The 24,223-nt window shown below is 41.1% G+C and carries 22 protein-coding genes, 1 tRNA gene and 1 pseudogene; 12 read left to right on the forward strand and 12 right to left on the reverse strand.

Annotation, left to right across the window (positions count from 1 at the left end; translation table 11 throughout):
* Positions 1-120: 120 nt before the first annotated feature.
* Positions 121-1,050, reverse strand: a complete 930-nt coding sequence (locus FTU65_RS10555; protein WP_180066773.1) for a GGDEF domain-containing protein — start codon at positions 1,048-1,050, stop codon at positions 121-123.
* A gap of 206 nt (positions 1,051-1,256) precedes the next feature.
* Complete coding sequence (gene prpF, locus FTU65_RS10560; RefSeq protein WP_180004315.1) at positions 1,257-2,447, reverse strand: 2-methylaconitate cis-trans isomerase PrpF; 1,191 nt, start codon at positions 2,445-2,447, stop codon at positions 1,257-1,259.
* A 330-nt stretch (positions 2,448-2,777) separates the two neighbouring features.
* On the opposite strand from prpF, the gene FTU65_RS10565 reads away from it, so the two are divergent.
* The 4 genes from FTU65_RS10565 (at position 2,778) to FTU65_RS10580 (ending at position 7,567) form a co-directional block, all read left to right on the forward strand.
* A complete protein-coding gene (locus FTU65_RS10565; RefSeq protein ID WP_078189974.1) occupies positions 2,778-4,166 on the forward strand; it encodes an amino acid permease in 1,389 nt (462 codons plus the stop codon).
* 73 nt (positions 4,167-4,239) lie between these two features.
* A tRNA-Arg gene (locus tag FTU65_RS10570) sits at positions 4,240-4,312 on the forward strand.
* Between the two features lie 538 nt (positions 4,313-4,850).
* Positions 4,851-6,110, forward strand: a complete 1,260-nt coding sequence (locus FTU65_RS10575; RefSeq protein ID WP_180022296.1) for an OmpP1/FadL family transporter — start codon at positions 4,851-4,853, stop codon at positions 6,108-6,110.
* A gap of 305 nt (positions 6,111-6,415) precedes the next feature.
* A complete protein-coding gene (locus tag FTU65_RS10580) occupies positions 6,416-7,567 on the forward strand; it encodes an OmpP1/FadL family transporter (protein ID WP_180004312.1) in 1,152 nt (383 codons plus the stop codon).
* Between the two features lie 72 nt (positions 7,568-7,639).
* Here FTU65_RS10580 and thrH read toward each other — a convergent pair whose 3' ends face one another.
* Positions 7,640-8,257 carry a bifunctional phosphoserine phosphatase/homoserine phosphotransferase ThrH gene (thrH, locus tag FTU65_RS10585; protein ID WP_078189978.1) on the reverse strand — a complete coding sequence of 206 codons (618 nt, stop codon included), beginning with the start codon at positions 8,255-8,257 and terminating at the stop codon, positions 7,640-7,642.
* Positions 8,258-8,457: 200 nt separating this feature from the next.
* On the opposite strand from thrH, the gene FTU65_RS10590 reads away from it, so the two are divergent.
* A complete protein-coding gene (locus tag FTU65_RS10590) occupies positions 8,458-9,192 on the forward strand; it encodes a phosphoadenylyl-sulfate reductase (RefSeq protein ID WP_168379034.1) in 735 nt (244 codons plus the stop codon).
* A 167-nt stretch (positions 9,193-9,359) separates the two neighbouring features.
* Positions 9,360-10,739, forward strand: a complete 1,380-nt coding sequence (locus FTU65_RS10595; protein WP_180026498.1) for a wax ester/triacylglycerol synthase family O-acyltransferase — start codon at positions 9,360-9,362, stop codon at positions 10,737-10,739.
* Positions 10,740-11,050: 311 nt separating this feature from the next.
* On the opposite strand, the gene FTU65_RS10600 is transcribed toward FTU65_RS10595, so the two are convergent.
* From FTU65_RS10600 to FTU65_RS10625, 6 genes are all read right to left on the reverse strand, one after another.
* Positions 11,051-11,224: a PA1571 family protein gene (locus FTU65_RS10600; protein ID WP_168379036.1), complete on the reverse strand. Its 174-nt coding sequence runs from the start codon at positions 11,222-11,224 to the stop codon at positions 11,051-11,053.
* A 142-nt stretch (positions 11,225-11,366) separates the two neighbouring features.
* The gene (gene rng / locus FTU65_RS10605) at positions 11,367-12,821 is read right to left on the reverse strand and encodes a ribonuclease G (protein ID WP_078189981.1); all 1,455 of its coding nucleotides are present in this window, start codon (positions 12,819-12,821) and stop codon (positions 11,367-11,369) included.
* Between the two features lie 42 nt (positions 12,822-12,863).
* Entirely contained in the window at positions 12,864-13,430 is a 567-nt protein-coding gene (locus tag FTU65_RS10610) for a Maf-like protein (RefSeq protein WP_180065310.1), read from the reverse strand.
* Positions 13,418-13,909 (reverse strand): rod shape-determining protein MreD, encoded by a 492-nt coding sequence (mreD, locus tag FTU65_RS10615; protein WP_168379038.1) that lies wholly within the window; start codon positions 13,907-13,909, stop codon positions 13,418-13,420. The genes FTU65_RS10610 and mreD overlap by 13 nt, the downstream gene beginning before the upstream one ends.
* Positions 13,896-14,753, reverse strand: a complete 858-nt coding sequence (gene mreC, locus FTU65_RS10620) for a rod shape-determining protein MreC (RefSeq protein ID WP_078189984.1) — start codon at positions 14,751-14,753, stop codon at positions 13,896-13,898. Before mreC ends, mreD begins: the two co-directional genes overlap by 14 nt.
* Before the next feature lie 16 nt (positions 14,754-14,769).
* Positions 14,770-15,816 (reverse strand): rod shape-determining protein, encoded by a 1,047-nt coding sequence (locus FTU65_RS10625; protein WP_086178633.1) that lies wholly within the window; start codon positions 15,814-15,816, stop codon positions 14,770-14,772.
* Between the two features lie 133 nt (positions 15,817-15,949).
* Between FTU65_RS10625 and gatC the strand changes: the two genes are divergently transcribed.
* Genes gatC through gatB form a run of 3 tightly spaced genes read left to right on the forward strand, consistent with a single transcriptional unit; the run spans position 15,950 to position 19,269 of the window.
* A complete protein-coding gene (gene gatC, locus FTU65_RS10630) occupies positions 15,950-16,264 on the forward strand; it encodes an Asp-tRNA(Asn)/Glu-tRNA(Gln) amidotransferase subunit GatC (protein ID WP_078189985.1) in 315 nt (104 codons plus the stop codon).
* A 51-nt stretch (positions 16,265-16,315) separates the two neighbouring features.
* Complete coding sequence (gene gatA / locus FTU65_RS10635) at positions 16,316-17,794, forward strand: Asp-tRNA(Asn)/Glu-tRNA(Gln) amidotransferase subunit GatA (protein WP_180065309.1); 1,479 nt, start codon at positions 16,316-16,318, stop codon at positions 17,792-17,794.
* A complete protein-coding gene (gatB, locus tag FTU65_RS10640) occupies positions 17,794-19,269 on the forward strand; it encodes an Asp-tRNA(Asn)/Glu-tRNA(Gln) amidotransferase subunit GatB (protein ID WP_180065308.1) in 1,476 nt (491 codons plus the stop codon). The genes gatA and gatB overlap by 1 nt, the downstream gene beginning before the upstream one ends.
* Before the next feature lie 184 nt (positions 19,270-19,453).
* On the opposite strand, the pseudogene FTU65_RS10645 reads toward gatB, so the two are convergent.
* Positions 19,454-20,346 (reverse strand): annotated as a pseudogene (locus FTU65_RS10645) (IS5 family transposase).
* A 170-nt stretch (positions 20,347-20,516) separates the two neighbouring features.
* On the opposite strand from FTU65_RS10645, the gene FTU65_RS10650 reads away from it, so the two are divergent.
* Both FTU65_RS10650 and FTU65_RS10655 read left to right on the forward strand, forming a co-directional pair.
* Positions 20,517-21,682 (forward strand): IS3 family transposase gene (locus FTU65_RS10650; RefSeq protein ID WP_119285041.1). Its coding sequence is split into 2 segments (ribosomal slippage): positions 20,517-20,775 and positions 20,775-21,682, totalling 1,167 coding nucleotides; the frame shifts between segments, so codons are not numbered across the junction.
* Positions 21,683-21,957: 275 nt separating this feature from the next.
* A complete protein-coding gene (locus tag FTU65_RS10655; RefSeq protein WP_180010076.1) occupies positions 21,958-22,179 on the forward strand; it encodes a hypothetical protein in 222 nt (73 codons plus the stop codon).
* 14 nt (positions 22,180-22,193) lie between these two features.
* Here FTU65_RS10655 and FTU65_RS10660 read toward each other — a convergent pair whose 3' ends face one another.
* Positions 22,194-22,715, reverse strand: a complete 522-nt coding sequence (locus tag FTU65_RS10660) for a hypothetical protein (protein WP_180010075.1) — start codon at positions 22,713-22,715, stop codon at positions 22,194-22,196.
* A gap of 230 nt (positions 22,716-22,945) precedes the next feature.
* On the opposite strand from FTU65_RS10660, the gene FTU65_RS10665 reads away from it, so the two are divergent.
* Positions 22,946-23,524: a DJ-1/PfpI family protein gene (locus FTU65_RS10665; RefSeq protein WP_180065307.1), complete on the forward strand. Its 579-nt coding sequence runs from the start codon at positions 22,946-22,948 to the stop codon at positions 23,522-23,524.
* 109 nt (positions 23,525-23,633) lie between these two features.
* Here FTU65_RS10665 and FTU65_RS10670 read toward each other — a convergent pair whose 3' ends face one another.
* Positions 23,634-24,077, reverse strand: a complete 444-nt coding sequence (locus FTU65_RS10670) for a hypothetical protein (RefSeq protein ID WP_180065319.1) — start codon at positions 24,075-24,077, stop codon at positions 23,634-23,636.
* Between the last annotated feature and the right edge of the window lie 146 nt (positions 24,078-24,223).

The raw sequence follows: 24,223 nt of genomic DNA on the forward strand, positions 1-24,223 counted from the left end.
TAAAATGCTGTGCTGCTTTTCGCACAGACATTTCATCTCGAATCATAATTTCTATGACTTTGTCTTTAAAATCTTTTGAATATCCCATATCTCTATTGTTCTATAGTTTTTAGGATTTGGCTATAGCGCCACATTTTGTCCATCATTAAAACAGGTACAATTTTTCGAGCCTTTCTTGGCTTGATACAAAGCCTGATCGGCACGTGCCAATGTTTCAAAAAATGACTCTGTACCATCCCACAAGGCCACTCCGCATGAGATACTCAGTTGTAAAGCCTTATCCGCATAATTCATCGAAGAAGCATAGATTTGCTCACAACATTGTTGAGCAATCGAACATGCAGTCGATATAGCCGTGCGTGGCAAAATCATTGCAAACTCTTCGCCACCCATGCGATATATTTGTGCATCTGCGTGTTGACTGATTTGCCCCCTTAAAAGCTGCGCACTTTTTCTTAAAACTTCATCGCCAAACGCATGACCGTAGATATCATTGATTTGCTTAAAATTGTCTAAGTCGAGCATCATCAAACAAATTTCATCGGCTTGTTCAACCGCGAAGCTTTTTTGCCATTGAGAAAGGTCTAAATCAAAACCTCGTCGATTTTTTATCCCTGTCAGATAATCAAAATAAACTTGTTGTTCGAGTTGTTGGTTATGTTTCAACAGTGATAATTCGAATTGCTTTAAATTTGTAATGTCCGCACAGCACAACAACACATGTTCCAAATCGCCACTTTGTTGAAACTTAGGTTTGAGCGTGAACCAATAGTGCCGTTCATTTTCACTATACATAAAGGGTTCAATGCTGTCGTTCTCTAAACAGCGTAATTCAAACTCAGAACTTGTGGCTTTGGTTTTTTGCTGCATCACAGACACGTGATTTAATACGATCTCTTGTAAGTCTGACTGAAATCGATGTTTAAATATTTGATTGGCGCATATCAGCTCAGCTGTCGCAGAAAATAATGCAGCAGGCATTGGCAACGCTTCTAATACAGCCAATTGTTCAGTAGGTAGATCCGATTTTATTAAGTCTTTTTTAAGCATGGTTTCGCTACTTTTTTCAGGGTAAAGCTACGCAAAATGCTAACAAAATTAATCTGGCATAAATCACAGAAACTTTCTAATATTAAATGCAGTTCATATTATATAAAAAGATATACCAATTCATGATTTGCTTATTCATATAAAAGATAAAGGCAAAAAAAAGCCCCTGCAAAGCAGAGGCTGATTTCAAATGAGATGTTAAATGCTTAATCCAAACTATCCGCAGGAATACGCACCCAACCTTCCATTAAGACACGCGCACTTCGGCTCATTACGGCTTTTTTAACGACCCACTGACCATTTTCATAAATCGCTTGCGCACCTACACGTAACGTCCCAGATGGATGTCCGAAACGCACGGCTTCTCGCTCCCCACCACCCGCGGCTAAGTTCACAAGTGTCCCCGGTATCGCAGCTGCTGTACCAATGGCAACTGCCGCTGTGCCCATCATGGCATGATGCAGTTTCCCCATCGACAAGGCACGAACCAATAAGTCCGTATCGTGTTCTGAAATTTGTTTAGAACTCGAAGATGTATAAGCTTTCGGTTTTGAAACAAATGCAATCTTTGGTGTATGTTGACGTTGCTCTGCTTCAGCAATATCTGAAATCAAACCCATTTGCTGCGCACCATAAGCACGGATTTTTTCAAAACGGGCCAATGCCTTAGCATCACCGTTGATCGCATCTTGTAGTTCAGTGCCGACATAACCAATATCTTCTGCATTTAAGAAAATCGTTGGAATACCTGCATTAATGAATGTTGCAGGGAAACTGCCTTCATCGGGTACGGTTAAGGTATCGACCAAATTCCCTGTAGGGAACATAGCGCCGCCATCTTCACCATCATCTGCGGGGTCTAAAAATTCAATTTGAACTTCGGCTGCTGGGAAGGTCACTCCATCTAGTTCAAAATCACCGGTTTCTTGTACTGCACCATCAGTAATAGGTACATGCGCAATAATGGTTTTTTGAATATTGGCTTGCCAAATACGAACCGTACACAAGCCATTTTCAGGAATACGTGATGCCTCAACCAAACCATTTGAAATGGCAAATGCACCAACCGCTGCTGTTAGGTTTCCGCAGTTACCACTCCAGTCGACAAATGCTTTATCAATCGACACTTGTCCAAATAGATAGTCTACATCATGCTCAGGCTGTGAACTTTTTGCCAAAATCACGGTTTTACTGGTACTTGAAGTCGCTCCCCCCATCCCATCAATTTGTTTGCCATAAGGATCTGGACTGCCAATCACTCGCAATAAAAGTTGGTCGCGAACTTTTCCAGCTTGTTGTGCCGCAAGCGGTAAATCATCTAGCTTGAAAAATACACCTTTACTAGTACCACCGCGCATATAAGTCGCTGCAATCTTAATTTGGGGAGCAAAACTCATTTTTATTGAATCCTTAATCTTTATCATTGTGTTTTGGCAGAGCGTTCTTTTCTGCGCTTTTGCATCATACAATGTTTAATTGAAGTTTTAACAATCACATGACTTAAGTATAAAAAAACAACATTCGATACCTTTTCCATATAAAGGCAAGCATCAGAATTTCAATTAAAATAAAATTAATCTATTGATTCATAAATTTTTAACTCAGCATTTAAAACAAAAAATAGGTTATCAAACCTATAAATATTTTTCATAAATTTTGAGCTACTAGGCTATTCATTCTCTATACATTACAATTACCAAAATTAAACCATTCTCGGGAAGAGTAACTTGACTACCAATTCCTCCGAACTCAAGCGTGGCTTAAAGAATCGTCATATTCAATTGATTGCCATGGGTGGTGCAATTGGTACAGGCTTATTCTTGGGCTCAGCGCATGTGATTCAATCTGCTGGACCATCCATTATTCTAGGCTACGCCATTGGCGGTTTGATCGCCTTTCTAATTATGCGTCAGTTGGGTGAAATGATCGTCCATGAACCTGTAGCGGGTTCATTTAGCCATTTTGCATATAAATATTGGGGGAAATTTCCAGGTTTCTTAACAGGTTGGAACTACTGGATTCTCTATATTTTAGTGGCAATGACAGAACTCACCGCTGTTGCGAAATACATCAATTACTGGTGGCCTCATATTCCAGCATGGGCATCTGTACTGTTCTTCTTCGTGATCATTACTTTAGTAAACTTAGGTAATGTGAAGTTTTATGGTGAATCTGAGTTTTGGCTGTCGATTATTAAAGTCACTGCAGTTATTTCGATGATCGTATTTGGTTTGTATTTGCTACTGACTGCAGATGCCAACTCAACAGCATCATTTACCAACTTATGGAGTCAAGGCGGCTTCTTCCCAAATGGTTTTGAAGGCTTATTCTTCATGCTGGCTTTCTTGATGTTCGCCTTCGGTGGTATTGAACTGATTGGTATGGCGGCAGCGGAAGCTGAAAATCCAAAAGAAACTATTCCTAAAGCGATTAACCAAGTTGTTTTTCGTATTTTGATTTTCTACGTGGGTTCTTTGACTATTCTATTGTCACTTGTGCCATGGAATCAGCTTGAACTAGGTGGTTTAGACAAAAGTCCATTTGTGATGATCTTTAGCCAACTAGGAATTGATTGGGCTGCACATTTACTGAACTTCATTATCTTAACTGCAGCACTGTCTGTTTATAACAGCGGTATGTATGCCAATAGCCGTATGCTTTACAGCTTGGCGAAGCAAGGTAATGCACCAAAAGTTTTCGCTAAAACCAACAAAAGTGGCGTGCCAATTCCAGCGGTATTACTTTCTGCAGTCCTGATTTTCGGTTGCGTACTCTTAAACTACTTCGTACCTGAAGATGCGCTTGGTCACTTAATGTATGTGGTGGTTGGTGCACTTGTCCTTAACTGGGCGATGATTACCATGACTCACTTACAGTTCCGTCGTGCAAAACGTATTTTGAATTTTACAACGTCTTATCCTGCACTTTGGGCACCAGTCAGCAACTACATCGTTCTGATCTTTATTGCTTTAGTTCTCTTTATTATGTGGACTCAGGGCTTTATGGAATCTGTTCTAATGATCCCTGTTTGGATTACAGTCATGTTATTAATGTTTAACTATCTTAATCCTAAAGATTTGAGCGACATTGACCCCAATGAAGTTCATAAAGACTAAGTAATTTAAAAAGTTATTGTTTCGGCAATAACTTTTTTTTTAGCTAAAATAGGAGTACATTAGCCTCCGTCTTGCGCTCTTAGCTTAACTGGATAGAGCAGTTGCCTCCTAAGCGACCGACGTGGGTTCGAGTCCCGCAGAGCGCACAATTTCTGAGATATCCCTCCTCCCTGTATTTGTAATCCCCCATATACCAATAAATATAAAGAAAGAACCTTTCACACTAAAAACCCATCAATTACAGTTTTTAACTTAGTTATTGTTTTTACAAAGATTACTGTTCAAAGACTATTTTTAAGAACAGTTAAATAGCGCTTTAAAATGTGCTAACCACCTACCTCTCAATGCAAAAAACGACACATAGTATGGTCCATAAGGCCAAAAAATCAATTTATGACTGCTCATATCAAAATTTTTTCAATTTTTTTCTAGGTTTAGAAAATAATGCGCTAAATGAAAATATTAAATAATAATCAAAATGTTATATATACTAATTAGTACTTTTACTCTAAAAATAGCAACTTTTAGCCATATTTTTCAATCTAGAGCATTTACTCTTATTTTAATTGTGCTATTTTTGTCACATGGAGTAACAATTAAGCCTAAGAGTATTAAGAAGTTTTCCATAACGAATATATGCAGTAACCATAAAAATCAAATTCGTATCTCAAGGAATGACGAAGAATGAAATTAAAAACTTTAGCTACAGCCATGATTCTTGCTTCAGTTCCAATGACAGGTGCTTTTGCAGCAGCACTAGATCGTTCAGGACAATCTATTTCTGCATTTCTACAACCAGGGAACTATTTTGAAGCTGGCATTTCGGTTTTAGACCCTAATGTTTCTGGGAAGATGAACAGTACTGCTCCTGCTAGCAACCCAACATTAGGAGCTCTTGCCAATACTTCACTAGATGACATGGCAGGTGATTACTATTTTCCACAAGCAGCATTAAAATTACAGCTAACTGATAATTTTTCTTTTGGTTTACTATATGATCAACCATTTGGCGCAGAAGCTAAATATAGCGATACAGATCAAACACTACCAGTTGCAGGCACCCCTGGTGCATTCCAGCTAATGGGCGAAACAACTGAAGTCGACGTTCACACCCAAAATATTTCGATGATATTTGGTTTTCAACCGACTGAAAATTTCAACATTTATGGCGGTGGTGTATATCAAACAGTAAAAGGCGATGTTCAACTACGTGGTATTGCATATGGAGCAAACCAAGCTCTCGGTTTATATAATGCAAATATGAAAGAAGATAGTGCCGTTGGTTGGTTAGCAGGATTAGCTTACCAAATCCCAGAAATTGCTTTAAAAGCATCTATTACTTACCGTTCTGAAATTGATCACGAAGCTGCAACCACAGAAACTGGAAACAGTGCTCTACTTGGCGGTGCTTTTTCAACACGTGCTGACACCAAGATCACTACACCTCAGTCTGTTAACCTAGATTTTCAAACTGGTATCATGGCCGACACTGTCGCATTTGCGAATGTCCGTTGGGTAGATTGGTCAAATTTCGCAATTCGTCCAACTGCTTTTGGTGCAGCATCTGAAACACTAGGTGCCATTGGTCGTGGCCCAGTGGGTGGGTTTGATCTTGTTGCTTATACTGATGATCAAATCAATGCTACAGTCGGTGTAGGTCGTAAATTTAGTGAACAATGGGCTGGTAACGTCTCTGTAGGCTGGGATTCAGGCGCAGGTAACCCTGTATCAACACTTGGTCCTACTGAAGGCTACTGGAACGTAGGCTTAGGTTTACAATTCAGCCCAGCGCCTAACTACTTTATCGCAGGTGGTGTTAAATACTTCATGTTAGGTGATGCTGAAGCACAACCTGCATCAATGTTTGGTACAAATGAATCAGTAGCATCATTTGAAGATAACGATGCTTGGGCATACGGTTTAAAAATCGGTTACCGCTTCTAATTTAAATATGATTCGGGCCATAGTTCGCTATGGCCCTAACTTTTTATTCTTTCCCTATCTTGTTTGATCAAACAATAAACATTTAAATTTACTAAAACATTTATCAAAAACTAAGCTTTTTACTCTAATTTTTCATTTAAAAATCATAAAGATAATTATCAATCACTAGAATAAATACTCTAGTCATGCTCATTTTTTAACTTCCCTAGTTCAATTTTAGAGTAGCAACTCTTATTTACTGTTTTTCTATTTATGTTACTTTCCACACATTGAAATAACATCAAAAGTTACAAACAGGGAAAAGTATGCGCTTAAATCACCTTAGCTACGCAATTTTACTTACCGCTTTACCAACAGCATCATTATTTGCAGCGGGTCTAGATCGTTCAGGTCAGTCTATTTCAGCATTCTTACAACCTGGTAACTATGCAGAAGCAGGTATCACTGTTCTAGATGCAGAAGTAAAGTCAAATGAACTTAATGTCGATGACATGGCGAAGTCATATTACTTCCCTTCCGCTGCTGTCAAAGTACAAGCGACTGACAAAATTTCACTAGGTTTAATTTACGACCAACCATACGGTGCAGAAGCTGAATATGATGCTGCATCGCAAGTATTTGGTAATGGTGCTCAAGGTACATCTGTAGATGTTAAAACTGAAAGCTTAACTGCCCTAATTGGTTACCAACCAAACGAAAATTGGAACTTTTATGCAGGTCCAGTTTGGCAAACTGTAGAAGCCAATATCAAACTACGTGGTGCTGCTTATGGTGGTAATGCCAAACTTGGTACTTATAACATCGAAATGGAACGTGAAGAAGCTTATGGCTGGTTAGCAGGTGTTGCTTATTCGATTCCTGAAATTGCATTAAAAGCGGCTATTACCTACCGCTCTGAAATTGAACATAATACAAAATCCAATGAAACTACGCTTCTACCGTATCCATCTTTAAGTGCGCTGACATCATCTGTTGATGCAACAACACCTCAATCAGTTAACTTAGATTTCCAAACAGGTATTGCTAAAGATACGCTAGCATTTGCCAATGTTCGTTGGGTACATTGGAGCCAGTTTGCGGTTAAACCAACTTTACTTGGTAACGTAAGTTCAATTCCAGCACCTCATGTCCGTCAAAATCTTATTGATTACTCAGACGACCAATGGTCAGCTAATGTTGGTGTAGGCCATAAATTTAACAGCAAATGGTCTGGTTCTGCATCTGTAGGTTACGATTCGGGTGCTGGCAACCCTATTACGACTTTAGGCCCTGTTGAAGGGAATTGGAATGTTGGTCTAGGTGGTCAATATAGTCCTGCTGAAAACTATTTCATCCAAGCAGGTGTTAAATACTTCTGGTTAGGTGATGCTACTGCTCAAACTGGTGGTAATCCAGTAGGTGAATTTGAAGATAACCATGCGCTTGGCTATGGTTTGAAAATAGGCTATCGCTTCTAAGTTGTTAGAACAGCTTTGCATTAAACAAGAAAGGGCGCATAAGCGCCCTTTTCTATAACCAGCTATACAGAATTAAGCTGGAATATCACGAACTGAAGCATTACGAATCGCTTCTTTTAATGCAGCATAGCCATGAATTGGTGGGAATTGTGGAAATTCTGCAATCACATTGTCAGGCGCATCAAATAAGAAACCCGCATCTGCTTCACCAAGCATCGTCGTATCGTTATAAGAATCACCTGCTGCAATCACCCGGAAGTTTAACCCATGCAATGCTTGAACGGCTTTACGCTTTTGATCAGGTTGACGAAGCTTATAAGCTGAGATCATACCATTTTCATCAGTTTCTAATTTGTGGCAGAAAATCGTTGGCCAACCAAGTTGCTGCATTAATGGATGTGCAAACTCATAGAAAGTATCTGAAAGAATAATCAATTGAAAATGAGTACGCACCCACTCTACAAACTCTTTTGCACCTTCAAATGGCCCCATATCTGCGATTACGTCTTGAATATCGTTTAAACCCAAACCGTGTTGTTTTAGGATATTTAAACGCTGAGTCATCAACACATCGTAATCTGGAATGTCACGAGTCGTTGCTTCAAGTTCTTTAATGCCTGTTTTTTTCGCAAAATTAATCCAAATTTCAGGTACTAAAACCCCTTCTAGATCTAAACAAACGACTTCCATGCACTCTACCCTCTGTTATGTGAAAAAAATTTTTCATTATCATAGCGGAAGAATAAAAAAATGCATTGTTCTTTTTTAAATCTATTTTTTTCATAAGTATCTATTTTTTAGTGATAAGTGTGTTTTAGCATTTCCATTAAAATAGTTCTGAAATAAATTAATATAGGTTTTAACGTTCCAAGCCTATAGCCAGGACATTCATGACTACCATCCCTACTATTGACCTTGTCGATGCACTTGCATCTGAATATGCAGATAAATCACCTTCTGAGATTATGAAACTTGCGCTAAGCCAGCAAGGTGAAGTTGCGATTTCCTTTTCTGGTGCAGAAGATGTTGTACTGATTGATCTTGCATCGAACTTAGGGATTCCTTTTCGTGTATTTAGTTTAGATACCGGTCGCTTACACCCTGAAACTTACCAATTTTTAGATACTGTCCGTAAACATTATAAAATTGATATTGAAATCTGTTTCCCAGAAAGTGATGCCGTACAAAAACTGGTAACAGAAAAGGGCTTTTTTAGCTTCTATCAAGATGAACATAAAGAATGCTGTGGTATCCGTAAAGTACAACCTTTGCGTAAAAAACTAGCCACTTTAGATGGCTGGATCACAGGTCAACGTAAAGACCAAAGCCCAGGCACACGTAATGAAATTCCTGTGGTACAAGCAGACCCCGGTTTTTCAGGTCCGGGCAAGCAATTGATTAAATATAATCCTTTGGCAAACTGGTCTAGCGCTGATGTCTGGAACTATATCCGTCTCATGGAAATTCCATATAATCCACTACACGAACGTGGCTTTATCTCGATTGGCTGTGAACCATGTACTCGACCTGTTTTACCGAATCAACACGAACGAGAAGGTCGCTGGTGGTGGGAAGATGCAACCCATAAAGAATGCGGCTTACACGCAGGCAACATGAAAAAATAAAGATCACAAAACCACTGCATAGCAGTGGTTTTTTTCAACGCATCGATACACATAATTCCATATCATTTCAACGTAAAAACGCTATACTGCAAATGACAATTTAATAATTCTAACAATGCTACTCATACATGAGCAGCTGTAGAAATTGCAGTGAGGCAATCAACGCTATGCGTCCATTACATCCTATTGATTTCATATTCTTAAATTTAGAGAAACGGCAACAACCGATGCACGTAGGTGGTCTATTTTTATTTCAGATCCCTGACAATGCACCAGATACTTTTATTCAAGATTTAGTCGCAGATATTCGTAATTCAAAATCCATTCCTATTCCTCCTTTTAACAATAAACTCAACGGCTTCTTTTGGGATGAAGACGAAGAGTTTGATTTAGATCATCACTTCCGCCATATCGCACTGCCGCATCCCGGTCGTATCCGTGAACTTTTGACTTATATTTCACAGGAACACAGTGCGCTGATTGACCGTGCAAAACCGCTTTGGACCTGCCATATTATTGAAGGCATTGAAGGCAATCGTTTTGCCATGTACTTCAAAATCCACCACGCGATGGTCGATGGCATTGCAGGTATGCGTTTAGTTGAAAAATCGCTTTCGCATGACCCAGATGCTAAAAGTATTGTGCCACCATGGTGTGTAGAAGGCCCTCGTGCAAAACGCCTGAAGCAGCCTAAAGCCAGTCGCATGAAAGGTCTGTTATCGACCATTAAGGGACAACTTGACTCTACTCCACGAGTTTTGTACGAACTGTCACAAACCGTGATGAAAGATATGGGGCGTAACCCAGATTATGTGTCTAGCTTCCAAGCACCAAGTTCAATATTAAACCAACGGGTTAGTTCTTCACGTCGTTTTGCTGCTCAATCTTTTGAATTTTCACGTTTGTCACATATTGCCAAGTCTCTCGGCGTAACAATTAACGATATTGTGCTCGCAATTTGTTCAGGCGCATTACGTGAGTATTTAATTACACAAAATGCATTACCTAAAAAGCCATTGATCGCTATGGTGCCTGCATCTGTGCGTACCGATGATTCAGATATGTCTAACCGTATTACCATGATTTTGGCCAATCTTGGAACCCATAAAGAAGATCCACTAGAACGGTTGAAGATTGTGCGTCGTAGCGTGCTCAATGCCAAAGAGCGCTTTAAGCGTATGAACTCGAATCAAATTTTAAACTACAGTGCTTTTGTCTACAGTGCAGCAGGTTTGAATATTGCTTCAGGCTTTATGCCAAAACGTCAGGCCTTTAACTTGGTCATTTCGAATGTTCCCGGCCCACAAGAGCCGTTATATTGGAATGGTGCACGTTTAGAAGCGCTCTACCCTGCGTCCATTGTTTTGGATGGTCAAGCGCTTAATATCACCATGACCAGCTATTTAGATAAGCTTGAAGTGGGTTTAACGGCATGTCGTAATGCGCTGCCAAAAATGCAAAATTTACTCACGCATTTGGAAGAAGAAATTCAACGATTTGAAACTATTGTGAACCAAGATTCCCCAAAGTTACAGGCGGTTAGCTAACCGCCTGTTTCTAGATTTTGTATCAATTCATCAGCAGATTGAACCATCAAAAAAATTAAAAACCCGTCTAAATTAAACAATCTAGACGGGTTTTTATCATTTGAACTTTGAGTGATTTTTTGGAGCAATTTACGTGTATAAGCTAAAATTTAGGTGAACAAATCCGTTGTTATTGTTTAATTATGACTTGTAGATACGCACTGATAATTAAGTTTATTTTCCATTATTTATAAAATTTTAGCGCATTAAATATTTTAGAATTGCGCGTTAGCACTTTAACCCTCTGGATTACATTATTTATATTTCAATATTTAAGCTTTGATAGCTCGGCACTGTTTAAGTAACTGATGACAAGCAGAACGAATCATAGACGCTGTAATTTGAACCTCATTACCACGCTCATCCACGATATAACCTGAATGGATCGCTTTTGCTTCAACAACAGTTTTAAGACCACTTTTCATTACTGTTTTACTAACACCCATAGTACACCTCTTTTTGCTAAACCATTTTCAAGTCCAATGCAGGAAAATGGCTTTGGCTATTTGATGTGTCTAGTATTCAAAATAACAGTTCAAAAGTAAAATCTCAGTTGTAACAAGTGTTTAACGATATTCTGTTACAATTTCAGCTCAGAATGATATCGTATTGCTCTTGCGTATATAAATTTTCCACTTGGAACTTGATCACACGGCTAATAAAGTGCTCTAAATCAGCTACCGCAGGTGCTTCAGCAGTTAACAATCGGTCAATCACCGACGGATGTGCCACCACGGTAAAGCCACTTTGTGACTCATAAGCACGTGCATATCTCAAGATTTCACGGAAAATTTCATAGCAAACTGTTTCAGCCGTTTTCACATAACCACGCCCCTGACAGGTCGGGCAAGAATCACAAAGGAGATGCTCTAAAGATTCACGGGTGCGTTTCCGAGTCATTTCCACCAAACCCAGCTCAGACACTTGAGTGATCTTGGTTTTAGCATGATCGCGCTCAAGCATTTTCTCAAACTGGCTCATCACTTCTTCACGATGATGTGCTTCTTGCATATCAATGAAGTCAATAATGATAATCCCGCCCAAGTTACGTAGTCGGAGCTGACGTGCAATGACCTGTGTGGCTTCCATATTGGTTTTAAACACAGTGTCTTCAAGCGAACGACCACCAACGTAGGAGCCAGTATTGACATCAATCGTGGTCATCGCTTCAGTTTGATCGATCATCAGATAGCCGCCAGACTTAAGTGCTACACGTGTCTGTAAGGCTTTCTGAATATCCTCTTCGACATTGTACAAGTCAAAAATTGGACGCTCACCCGGATAATGCAGTAAGCGATTTTGCATACTCGGTACAAATTCTTGGACAAACTCTTGCAATTTGCCATGCACTTCGCGTGAGTCGACCTGAATTTTAGACGTATCTTCATTGGCCAAATCACGGATGACGCGTTGAGGTAAAGGTAGCTCTTCAAAAATCAAAGATGGCACAACAATACTGCGTTGTTTACGTTGTATGTATTCCCACAGTTTAGCTAAATAGGCCATGTCCTGCGCAATTTCACATTCAGGAATACCTTCGGCAGCAGTACGAACGATGACTGAACCCGGTAAATTGTGTTCCTTTTGAATGCGTTCAATCATGCTACGCAAGCGATCTCGTTCTTCTTCAGACTCAATGCGCTGAGAAACACCGGTATGACTGCCATATGGCATTAAAACAAGGTAACGAGAAGGAATAGAAAGATCAGTTGATAGTCGTGCACCTTTGGTACCCAACATATCTTTCATGACTTGTACGGTGAGTACTTGCCCTGGTTGTAACAGCTCAAAAACATTCGGGGTTGGTTGATTGCGCTGCCAGACCATATCATTGATATGTAAAAAAGCCGTTCTCGACAATCCAATATCAATAAAAGCAGCCTGCATACCCGGAAGCACGCGAACAACTTTCCCTTTATAAATATTGCCCACTAACCCACGCTTCACGGTGCGCTCAACAAATAATTCATTGACCGTACCGTTTTGAATCAACGCCACCCGACATTCCATCGGTGTGACGTTAATCAACAACTCGTCAGACATATCAAAACTCAAAACATTATAAAAATTCTTGTGTTGCAGCAGTTAATTTAATGCCTTAACTATCTGTAATAACTGTACGGTTTCATGCAAAGGCAGCCCAACAACATTGCTGTAGCTCCCTTCAATACAAGGAATATAGCGCGCAGCAATTCCTTGAATAGCATAGGCTCCCGCCTTGCCGATTGGTTCACCTGTTGCCCAATAGCTTTCCATGTCAGCTAGACTCAGCGTTTGAAATTCAACCTGTGTACGCACTACTATACTGTATATTTGATCTTTTGTACTGACACAAACACCTGAAAACACATCATGTTTTCGTCCAGAGATCATTTCCCACATAGAAAAAGCATGTGCTTTCGACGCTGGTTTTCCTAAAATGTGCTCATCTACGCCTAAACTAGTATCCGCGGCAATAACGATAGCATCAGGGAATTGTTGTTGTACTGCGCAAGCTTTGGCACGTGCTAAACGCTCTACATAATCCGCTACAGGTTCTCCTTCCAACACGGACTCATCAATATCTGGACTGAAAATGTCAAATTCCAGACCTAATTGTTGCAAAAGTTCGCGTCGTCGAGGAGAACTCGAAGCTAAAATTATATGCGCCATTTTCTCAGGAAGTAATACATGATTGGCCAAATGAGTAAGCTAGTAACAATTGGCTGCCAATGGCGAGCAAATGAAAACTGTGCCCCACCCATCACTTGAACAATCCACACAAACAGTAAATGCGCGAAAATTGCCATTGCAGCAATAATCCACAAATTACCAAATGTAAGGATACGACGTTCACGCGTTAAAAAGCGCGTCACAAATGCAATGACCACAAAACTCAGTGCGTTCATGCCAAAAGGTGCATCAGTCAACAAGTCCGTAAAGAGACCTGTGGCAAATGCAAACCAAACACCGCACCATGTCGGCTGACAGAGTACCCAAAATAGCATGATCATCATCATGAATAATGGACGCCAACCCGATAAGTCATAAGAAAGCGGATACACCATCAGCACGGATGCCAAAATGATGGAAAAGATAATCGGAAATAATGGGTCGCGCTCTGTATGACGACTAAGCTTAGCGAGTGACATGCGGTTGCTCCATCGCTAAAGAATCGGAAAATAGCACAACCACATGATGACCACCTGCCAATTGGGCAGCAGGATTGATATCAATTTGGGCAAATTCACCGCTATTGTGACGACTGACTTTCGAGACTGTACCCACCAAATAACCCGCTGGGAAATGTGCCCCTAGACCTGAGCTATAGACTTTTTCACCGACTTTGATATTCGCACTGGTTGGCACGTATTCCATCTTAAGTCGACCTAAGTCACCTGTACCCGTAACGATTGCGCGCATACCGGTATGCTCCATACGCACGGATAAAGAGTGCTCTTTGTCTGAGAGCAACATGACACGGCTACTATGCGGGTAAACATTGATAATTTGCCCCATAATGCCCTTGTCATCGAGTACAGTTTGTCCCACTTTAAGCTGACTGCTGGCTCCACGGTTAATCACAATAATATGACGTAAGGGATCAGCATCGGTACCAATGACTTCGGCAATCTCCATACGACCATCAATGATGAGTGGTGTATCGAGTAGTCCACGCAGTCGAGTATTTTCAGCAGAAAGTTCAGAAAGTTTCTGTAAACGGACTTGAGCCTGAATTAACTCTGCTTGCATCGCGGTATTTTCACGACGTAATTGAGCTTCAGACTTGGTTTGTTGATTCAGCCATTCTCGCGATAACACTGGATAGCTTGCAAGTGCATAAATTGGATTATATGCCGCATACAAGACGTCTCTGGCCGGTTGAATTACATGCGGCATGCGCCAATCAAAGAAAAGCACCACCAAGCATGTAATCACCGCAATGATAAATGAGCGAAAAGATGGCGGTTGTCTTGAAAACAGTTGCGTTTGCACCCGCCGAGTCCTTTTCTTAGCCTACAAATAACATGTCATGATTTGGGTTATCGAAGAATTCGAGAACCTTACCACCACCACGTGTAACACATGATAGTGGATCTTCTGCAACCACGACAGGAAGACCTGTTTCTTTTGCAAGAAGCTTATCAAGATTGCGAAGTAATGCACCGCCACCAGTCAACACAATACCGCGTTCTGCGATGTCTGAAGACAACTCAGGTGGCGTTTGCTCTAGTGCAGATTTAACCGCAGCCACAATGTTTTGCAGTGGATCAGAAATCGCTTGAGTCACTTCATCAGAAGTGACAGTAATCGCACGAGGTACACCTTCAGCCAAGTTACGACCACGGACTTCGATTTCCAAAGGTTTTGCACCTTCTTCTGGAAGCGCCATACCAACTTCTTTTTTGATGTTTTCTGCAGTGGTTTCACCAATCACACAACCATGTGCTTTACGCACGTAGTTAATGATTTGTTCATCAAATACATCACCACCGATACGTAGTGAGTCTGCATAGACACAACCTTGAAGTGAAATGATCGCGATTTCAGTTGTACCACCACCAACATCGACAACCATCGAACCACAGGCTTGCTCAACAGGCATACCTGCACCAATTGCAGCAGCCATTGGCTCTTCAATTAAGCGAACTTCACGTGCACCTGCATTGTATACAGCTTCACGGATTGCACGGCGTTCCACCAACGTCGATTTACATGGCACACACACCACGACACGCGGTGCAGGTGGGAACAAACGTTTTTCGTGCACTTTGCCAATGAATTGATTCAACATCGTTTCAGTGACTTCAAAGTCAGCAATCACACCATCTTTCATTGGGCGAATTGCAGAAATATTTGCAGGTGTACGACCTAGCATTTGTTTCGCGTCAAGACCTACTGCGGCAACGATTTTTTGTGAACCACTGTGGCGAATTGCCACCACCGTCGGCTCATTTAAAATGATGCCTCGTCCTGGCGCATAAATAAGTGTATTTGCAGTGCCTAAATCAATGGCAAGATCCGGCGAAAACAAGCCAATTAGTCGTTTTAGAATCACGGGGACGTTCTCAGTTAAACTTTTATATGGACGCAAGGTGGCAACTTTAACTAAATGTGATGATTTGAACAAGTCAATCGCTTATTATAAGCCACGATATTTTGAATTTTTTTAATACTGATTAGGTAATGTTATGTCTACATCGGATGCACAGCATTCTGCAGATCTAAATGCACAAACAGTTTCAGCGATTGCCCATCTGGCTCGATTGTCGCTAGATGAAGCGCAATCTGCCGACTATGCTCAAAGTTTAAATAAAATTTTAGGCATGATGGAAACCCTGAAAGGCATCGATACTGACGGTGTTGAACCACTAAAAAGTCCATTCGACAATCCACAGCCCTTACGTGAAGACGTGGTATCTGAGACCAATCATCGCGAAGCATATCAAGCAGTTGCTCCTGCCGTACAGGATGGCTTGTACCTTGTTCCGCGTGTGATTGAATAATTTTTATTCAGATCAACATTTTTTCAAATTAAACGTAAAGAAATATTTCTCATGACAGATTTACATCGCTTATCAATTCGTGAATTGTCTGAAGGTTTGGCTGGCGCTAAATTTTCTTCACGCGAATTGACTGAACACTATTTAAAACGCATTGAAAAAATCGATGCTCAAGTCAAGTCATACGTGACCGTGACTGCTGAACAAGCACTTGCGCAAGCAGATGCGGCTGATGCTGCAATTAAATCAGGCAATGCAACTGCGTTGACCGGTGTACCAATTGCGCACAAAGATATTTTCTGTACCCAAGGCATTAAAACCACTGCTGGTTCTAAAATGCTGGACAATTTTATCTCTCCTTACGACGCGACCGTTGTAGCGAAAGGTAAAGCTGCGGGCCTTGTCACTTTAGGTAAAGTGAACATGGACGAATTCGCCATGGGTTCAACCTCTGAAAATTCATTTTATGGCGCAACAGCAAACCCTTGGAACTTAAGCCATGTTCCGGGCGGTTCTTCAGGCGGTTCTGCGGCAGCAGTAGCGGCTGACCTTGCGCCTTTCGCAACAGGTACAGATACAGGCGGTTCAATCCGTCAACCTGCATCTTTCTGTGGTTTGACTGGTCTTAAACCTACGTATGGTCGTGTTTCACGTTTCGGTATGATTGCGTATGCATCATCTTTAGACCAAGGCGGCCCAATGGCGCGTTCGGCTGAAGACTGTGCTTACCTCATGAACGTGATGGCAGGTCATGATGCGAAAGATTCAACTTCGGTTGAAAAAGACGTCGATAACTATGTAGCGAACCTGAACGGTACAGCGGTTAAAGGCTTACGCATTGGTATTCCTAAACAGTACTTTAACGTTGCTGGTTTAGATGCAGACGTCAAAGCACGCGTTGAAGAGTCACTGAAAAAGCTTGAAGAAATGGGCGCAATCTTGGTTGAGATTGACCTAAACATGACTGAAAGCTACGTGCCGACTTACTACTTGATTGCCCCTGCTGAAGCATCGTCTAACTTATCTCGTTTCGACGGCGTACGTTATGGCTACCGTGCAGAAAACCCTGTGGATTTGATGGACTTGTACAAACGTTCACGTTCTGAAGGTTTTGGTAAAGAAGTTCAGCAACGTATTTTGATTGGTACTTACGCGCTTTCTGCCGGTTACTACGATGCTTATTATGTGAAAGCGCAAAAAGTACGTCGTTTAATTCAACAAGACTTCTTAAAAGCATTTGAATCTGTAGACGTGATTGCGGCTCCTGCTGCACCAACGACTGCATATAAGATTGGTGCAAACTTATCTCCTGTAGAAATGTACTTAGGCGACATCTACACTATTGCAGTGAACTTGGCAGGCTTACCTGCGATTAACGCGCCTGTTGGTTTTGACAAAGACAACTTGCCTGTTGGCTTACAGCTGATTGGTAACTACTGGTCAGAATCTCAATTGTTGTCTGTTGTGCATCAGTACCAACAAGCAACCGATTGGCATACACAACGCGCTGCAATTGCTGAGGAGAATGCATAATGTCTAAAAACGCTGCGAAACCAAAATCTAACCTGATTGATGGTTGGGAAGTGGTGATTGGTATCGAGATTCACACTCAGCTTGCAACCAATACCAAAATTTTCTCAGGTTCATCAACTACGTTTGGTCAAGACCCAAATACACAAGCGAGCCTTGTAGATTTGGCAATGCCGGGCGTATTGCCAGTATTGAACAAAGAAGTGGTTGATCTTGCAATTCGCTTTGGTTTGGGTATTGATGCTTACATCGACCAAGCTTCTGTATTTGCACGTAAAAACTATTTCTACCCTGACTCTCCAAAAGGCTACCAAATCAGCCAAATGGATAACCCGATTGTGGGCTTGGGTCATATCGACATCCAACTTGAAGATGGCACAGTAAAACGCATTGGCGTAACACGTGCGCACCTTGAGGAAGATGCTGGTAAATCGATCCATGACCAATTTGAAGGCCAATCGGGTATCGACCTCAACCGGGCAGGTACACCGTTACTTGAAATCGTATCTGAACCTGATATGCGTTCGGTTGAAGAAGCGGTTGCCTACATTAAAGCGATCCACACTTTAGTGCGTTGGTTAGGCATTTCTGACGGTAACATGGCAGAAGGTTCGTTCCGTGCGGACTGTAACGTGTCACTACGTCGTCCGGGTCAACCATTTGGTACGCGCTGCGAGTTGAAAAACTTGAACTCTTTCCGTTTCATTGAACAAGCGATTAACGTTGAAATTGAACGTCAAATGGAAATCTTGGAATGGGATGGTACCATCGACCAAGAAACACGTTTGTTCGACCCTGTGAAGATGGAAACGCGTTCAATGCGTTCAAAAGAAGAAGCGAACGATTACCGCTACTTCCCTGACCCTGACTTGTTGCCTGTGATCATTGCAGATGCGCAAATTGAAGCGGCACGTGCTGCCCTTCCTGAGCTTCCTGCTGCACGTCGTGCTCGTTTTGTGGCTGACTTTGGTGTAACTGAATACGATGCTCACGTTTTAACACTGACTCGTGAAATGTCAGAGTTTTATGAAGACGTGGTAAAAGCTGCGGGCGGTGCTGCACAAGGTAAAGTTGCTGCGAACTGGGTGATGGGTGAATTCTCAGGTGCTTTAAACAAAGCTGGCCTAGACCTTGCGGATTCCCCTGTTTCTGCGGAAAAACTGGGTGGCATGATCGCGCGTATTGTTGATAACACCATTAGCGGTAAGATCGCGAAACAAGTGTTTGGCTTTATGTGGGAAGAAGGAAAAACTGCAGACGAAATTATTGCTGAAAAAGGCTTGAAACAGGAAACTGATACAGGTGCGATTGAAGCAATTATTAAGGAAGTGCTTGCTGCCAACGAAAAAATGGTTGAAGAATATAAGTCTGGTAAAGACAAAGCCTTCAACGGTTTAGTTGGTCAAGTGATGAAAGCGTCTAAGGGTAAAGCCAACCCTACTCAAGTGAATGAATTAATGAAGAAATTGATTGGTTGATTTACAGCATAGTTAATTAAATCTGTGTTATAAAAACCTCGCAAATTGCGGGGTTTTTTATTACAAGTAGGCACTTATGAAATCTATTCAACAAATTGAAGTATTAAATTTATATGGTTTTCTAAATCACACGGCTTTGTTGCACAAAGATTTGAAATGCAAAGCGCACCTAATTGAGCTAAATTTAAGGCGTAACTTGGGTAAGTGGTCGACCTAATTCCGTAAATCTGTTAAGGACTGCTACACGTGCATGGATCTCATTCACTTGGCTATCAAAACTCCTTGCACTGAGTTTATCTCCTAATAATTTGATGCAATGCATCTTAGTTTCAACCAAACTTCGCCGATGATAGCCTGACCATTTTTTCCATAGTGTCCTGCCTAAACGTTTAATTGTTCGAAGTAATTCATTTCGCTCTAGCGAGCTACTCTTTGTATCTTTCCATGGTTTCGCATTTTTTCTAGGTGGAATCACCGCATGCGCTTGCCGATCTGCAATGACCTGACGGCATTGCTTGGTGTCATAAGCTCCATCGGTATAAACAGAGTTAATCTGCTCATCTTGTGGAATCTGATTAAGTAAATCACCAAGCACCTGTGAATCACTGACATTATTGGTTGTAAGCTGAACTGCTCGTATTTGTAGGGTTTTAGCATCTATACCAATATGAAGTTTACGCCATTGGCGACGATATGAAACTTCATGCCTGTAGAGTCCATGAGTAGATGCAGCCCATCGCTACTTTTTTGGTAGCTGATTACAATATCAATATGCTTTTGTCTTCTACAAAGCGTGGTGTAATCTGGAGCTATCCAATTTAATCCGCAAAGTTTAATCAGACTTTGCACAAAGCCAGTGACCATACGTAAAGATAGACGGAATAAGGATTTAATCATTAAGCAGCATTGGATAGCTGCGTCGGAGTAGGTTTGATTTCGCCCTTGTTTGCCTTTTGATGGCGCATACCATTGCGTAGCAGGATCAAACCAAAGGGCAATATTTCCGCGACTCATGAGTGCTCGGTTATATGCGGGCCAATTGGTTGTGCGGTAGATTTTGTGTGTAGGCTTCTTCATTTGAAAATTATATCGCTGAAAAAGCCTTTACAGATAGGTTTGTGCAACAAAGCCTGTCATATCTGTTTATCTACTACTTCCAATAACTTTTGGCTTAGATTTATTGATGTGTGCTTAAAAAACAGGAGGGTTTAACTTGGTAAACTATACATACTCATTAGGAGTTTACCATGAGCAAGAAACAGAAGACTTACACCGCAGAATTTAAAGCTGAAGCCATAAAAGCCATTGAAGAGAACCAAGGTAATGTATCGGAATCCGCTAGACAACTTGGCATTTCAATGCAAACCCTTTCGAACTGGAATAACAAAGCAAAGGCTGGAACTTTAGCAGGCACAAAACAGTATTCGCCCGATCTAAACGCCTTACTCGAAGAAAATAAGAAGCTTAAACAACAGCTCAAAACAGCTGAAATGGAACGTGAATTTTTAAAAAAGGCAGCAGCGTACTTTGCCAAAGAAAGTCAGTGAGGTACGCCTATATGAAATCGCAAAGCCACTTATTTCCGATTATTTTAATGGCTCGATTACTTCGTGTATCCGTTTCTCGCTTTTATGATTGGCTAAAGCGAGGCATGAGTAAAAGATCAATTCAGCGAAATCAGCAGACAATTTTGGTCAAAATAGCCCATGAAGAAACCAAACAAAGCTATGGCTATGTTCGATTAACCAAGCATTTACAAGCGCAAGGTATCAAAATAAGTACGTATGCTGTGCGCCAAATAAAAAAATCAAATCAGTTGTATTGTAAGCGCCATAAGCGTTTCAAAAGAACCACGAACAGTGATCACAACCGTTCTATTTATGACAATTTACTCAAGCAACAGTTTTCAATGACGAAGCCTAATCTTGCGTGGTCGAGTGACATTACCTACATTTGGACGGCTGAGGGCTGGTTGTACTTGGCAGCTGTCAAAGATCTTTACACGAAACAGGTTGTTGGCTATAGCTTAAATGAGCGCATGACAGCCAAGCTTGTTTGTGATGCATTGAATATGGCTATTCGCAATCAGAAACCTGCTAAAGATCTCATTGTACATTCAGATAGAGGCAGCCAATATTGCAGTAATGAATATCGAAACTTACTTGAGAAATTTGATTTTCAGGGTTCAATGAGCAAAAAAGGCGACTGCTTTGATAATGCACCGATAGAGAGTTTCTGGGGCATACTCAAAAATGAACTAGTCCATCATCGCAACTACAAAACAAGGGAAGAAGCCAAAGCGGATATTACAAAATATATAGAGTTATTTTATAATCAGCGAAGAATTCAAAAAGGCTTGGATTTTAAGACACCAAATCAAATGGCAGAAGACTTTTATCGGTTAGCTGCCTAGAATCTCCCAAGTGAAAGTCTCCTGCTAATTCAGCACACATCATATTTAGCTTCCCAAGTAACTGGAAATAAGATCATTTAAACCGTAAAAGTCTCCCTTTAAAAAAGGGAGACTTTGCCATCTGATCAATTTAATATGCGAGGTTCCCTCCCCTGAGCAAGTTTTAAAGCATTGCTTCATAGGGGAGAAGTACCTCTAAAAACAAAGTGCAAGTGATCGTTGAAAAAGGATTATTATTTATGCTATAAAATCAAAAACATCAAAGAAAAACAAAAATGACGCCTGAACTTTTACTCTTTATCATTCAGATCGCCATTGGCATATTTGCGCTGATCATCATCATTTTGCTATTGATTCCAAAATGCCGTAAGTGGCTCTCTGAAATGCAACCAGAACCTCGCAGAAAACAGCGAGGACTAGGATTTGCTAATGGAATAGAAGTTATTTTCTATCCCATTTATTGGCTGATTAAAATCATCGCTGCCATCTTCAGATAAGCCCGACAGATACCTTATTTCCCTCTGATCGAACCCAACTTATTCCAGATATCCGGTGTCAAAAACGTGGTGATTAGCTTATTCAAATCCACATAACGCAGCACACCTTTCAGCTGATTATTCACTTCCGGATTTTTTAAAATTTCCTCACCTGTACTACGACCTAAAGCCTGAAAGCTATTACCCACCGCTTCCAAACCTTCTGCCTGAATCACTGCCTTAGTTTGTGCCGAACATTGCTCAACCAAGATGCGCTGTAATACCGATGCCAGATTCTTATCCAGACTTTCCTTCTGCTGAGCAGACACATTACTAAATGCTTTCAGGTCTGGATGTGCAGCCAAAGCCACAAAGGTCCATTGCATTACAGCAGTTTTATCGGCAATTGTGGTGGACTTCTCCAAACAGTCACTCAACTGATCGACCGTTGGTCCTGCATTTGCCATTTGCACTGTTCCCAACAAGGCAGTTACCATCAGCGTAGAACGAACAATTTTAGAAAATCTGTGGCGTACAGGGGAAACACAGCGTGACATAAGCAAACTCCATTAACAGTCTGTTCTTTGTACCACAAAGCATGACAGTTCATCTGTTATTACATTGCAAAATCAACCTGATTTTTAACCTGTTTCTTGTTGCCTGATCTTGGACCTATCTAGCTACGACTAAAGTGAACAATAAGCGTCTTAAATCCACAATCTGCCTGTGCTATGGTGAATAAAAACAAATTTCTCATATAAATCATAGAGAATTAGAGGGTAACAACATGTCTAAACAAATTCTGATGCTGGTTGGCGACTATGCCGAAGACTATGAAACCATGGTGCCATTCCAGTTTTTAACTGGTCTGGGCTATACCGTACATGCAGTCTGTCCAGACAAGAAAGCTGGTGACACAGTGGCAACTGCTATACACGACTTTGAAGGTGACCAGACCTATAGCGAAAAACGCGGCCATAACTTTGCCATTAACTATGACTTTAGTACGGTAAATACCGAAGACTATGTTGGTCTGGTGATCCCAGGTGGTCGTGCACCGGAATACCTGCGCATGAATAATCGTGTAATCGAAATCGTACGTGAATTTGACAGTGTGAAAAAACCAATTGCAGCCGTGTGTCATGGCGCACAGATCCTTGCAGCAGCAGATGTACTCAAAGGCCGCACCTGTTCGGCTTACCCAGCATGTGCAGCCGAAGTTAAACTGGCTGGTGGTCAATATGCAGATATTGCAGTCACGGATGCAGTGACCGATGGTCATTTAGTTACTGCACCTGCATGGCCTGCTCATCCTGCATGGATGGCCCAGTTTGTTAAAGCATTAGGCGCAACGATTACCATTTAATGCTCTAGCCACCAAACTAAAGCAAATTGGATCATCATCCATTTAAGTTGAATCCATAAAAATGCTCCTTGTATAAAAGGAGCATTTTCAAATCCACTGAACAATAAAATTAACGAACCACGCCCAACTTGTTCCAAAGCTCTGGCGTTAAAAATGTGGTAACCAATTTATTTAAATCTACATAACGCAGTATGCCCTGTAACTGTTGTTTAATTTCAGGTTTTTTTAAAATTTCATCGCCTGTAATACTACCAAGTTCTTGAAAACTTTCGCCAACAGCCTGTAGACCGTCGGATTTAATTACAGCCTGCGTTTGTGTAGAACATTGTTCAACCAAGATTCGTTGCATCACTTGAGCTAGATTTTTATCGAGTTGCGTTTTTTGCGCATCACTGACATTACTGTATTGTTTTAAATCTGGATGTGCTGCCAAAGCAGAAAAGGTCCATTGTAGAACCGCCGTTTTATCTGCGGCAGTGGTCGATTTTACTAAACATTGACTGAGCTGATCGACCGCCGGACTCGCTAAACTCACTTGCGTCGTCCCAAGCATCGTGAGCGTCAATAAAGTCAAACCTGCTGGTCGTGAAAAACGTAGATGTAATTTTTTAGATAAACCGTAAGCCATAGACCAAACTCCCAAAACTTGAGTCACCTTTGTATCATGAAGTGCTGTGTTTGCTGTTTGGTCTATGTAAC

This window comes from Acinetobacter sp. YH12129 (assembly GCF_013418685.1).
Lineage (GTDB): Bacteria > Pseudomonadota > Gammaproteobacteria > Pseudomonadales > Moraxellaceae > Acinetobacter > Acinetobacter amyesii.

Coding starts and splice junctions, on each gene's coding strand:
- FTU65_RS10555 (WP_180066773.1), bottom strand. CDS start 1,050: ATGCTTAAAAAAGACTTAATAAAATCGGATCTACCTACTGAACAATTG.
- prpF (WP_180004315.1), bottom strand. CDS start 2,447: ATGAGTTTTGCTCCCCAAATTAAGATTGCAGCGACTTATATGCGCGGT.
- FTU65_RS10575 (WP_180022296.1), top strand. CDS start 4,851: ATGAAATTAAAAACTTTAGCTACAGCCATGATTCTTGCTTCAGTTCCA.
- FTU65_RS10580 (WP_180004312.1), top strand. CDS start 6,416: ATGCGCTTAAATCACCTTAGCTACGCAATTTTACTTACCGCTTTACCA.
- thrH (WP_078189978.1), bottom strand. CDS start 8,257: ATGGAAGTCGTTTGTTTAGATCTAGAAGGGGTTTTAGTACCTGAAATT.
- FTU65_RS10590 (WP_168379034.1), top strand. CDS start 8,458: ATGACTACCATCCCTACTATTGACCTTGTCGATGCACTTGCATCTGAA.
- FTU65_RS10595 (WP_180026498.1), top strand. CDS start 9,360: ATGCGTCCATTACATCCTATTGATTTCATATTCTTAAATTTAGAGAAA.
- FTU65_RS10600 (WP_168379036.1), bottom strand. CDS start 11,224: ATGGGTGTTAGTAAAACAGTAATGAAAAGTGGTCTTAAAACTGTTGTT.
- rng (WP_078189981.1), bottom strand. CDS start 12,821: ATGTCTGACGAGTTGTTGATTAACGTCACACCGATGGAATGTCGGGTG.
- FTU65_RS10610 (WP_180065310.1), bottom strand. CDS start 13,430: ATGGCGCATATAATTTTAGCTTCGAGTTCTCCTCGACGACGCGAACTT.
- mreD (WP_168379038.1), bottom strand. CDS start 13,909: ATGTCACTCGCTAAGCTTAGTCGTCATACAGAGCGCGACCCATTATTT.
- gatC (WP_078189985.1), top strand. CDS start 15,950: ATGTCTACATCGGATGCACAGCATTCTGCAGATCTAAATGCACAAACA.
- gatA (WP_180065309.1), top strand. CDS start 16,316: ATGACAGATTTACATCGCTTATCAATTCGTGAATTGTCTGAAGGTTTG.
- gatB (WP_180065308.1), top strand. CDS start 17,794: ATGTCTAAAAACGCTGCGAAACCAAAATCTAACCTGATTGATGGTTGG.
- FTU65_RS10655 (WP_180010076.1), top strand. CDS start 21,958: ATGACGCCTGAACTTTTACTCTTTATCATTCAGATCGCCATTGGCATA.
- FTU65_RS10660 (WP_180010075.1), bottom strand. CDS start 22,715: ATGTCACGCTGTGTTTCCCCTGTACGCCACAGATTTTCTAAAATTGTT.
- FTU65_RS10665 (WP_180065307.1), top strand. CDS start 22,946: ATGTCTAAACAAATTCTGATGCTGGTTGGCGACTATGCCGAAGACTAT.
- FTU65_RS10670 (WP_180065319.1), bottom strand. CDS start 24,077: ATGCTTGGGACGACGCAAGTGAGTTTAGCGAGTCCGGCGGTCGATCAG.